1 protein-coding gene is annotated in these 463 nt (G+C 49.9%); it reads right to left on the bottom strand.

The features are described 5' to 3' along the window. A partial coding sequence (locus BHE18_RS00655) for an ABC transporter substrate-binding protein (RefSeq protein ID WP_141771791.1) occupies positions 1 to 463 on the bottom strand: 463 nt, incomplete at both ends.

Here is a 463-nt window from a genome sequence, read left to right as displayed (position 1 = left end):
GGGGAAGGCGATCGGCGTGATGTCATTTTCAAGCAAAGTATCGGCCATTTCCTGGAACTCAGTCCAGCTCTTCGGCACTTCAAGCCCCAGTTCATCGAACATGCCTTTGTTATAGACGGGCATATTGAAGACCAATTGATACGGAAGCGCGAACTGCGTACCGTCTTTTTGGCCGACAGAGATCAGGCTTTCGTCAAAATTTGAGACGAATTCTTCTCCGCTCAAGTCTTCAAAAAAGCCGGCGCTTTCGATGGATTCAAATTGCGCACCCGGGAATGACGTGAAGACATCTCCCGTCGATCCTTCCTGCAGCATGCGTTGTGCTGTCGCTTGGTACTGGTCGGATGGATAGATGTTCTGTTCTACGCGAATATCAGGATTCGCTTCTTCGAAATCCGCAATGATGTCATCGAGCCCGGCTTTGTCTTCACCGCGCCAGTGCATAAAGCTGATTTGCGTACAA

Source organism: Rossellomorea aquimaris (assembly GCF_001877785.1).
GTDB classification, from domain to species: Bacteria; Bacillota; Bacilli; order Bacillales; family Bacillaceae_B; genus Rossellomorea; species Rossellomorea aquimaris_A.
Note: the sequence above shows the minus strand (reverse complement) of the source record. Positions and strands in the feature narration are given on the sequence as shown.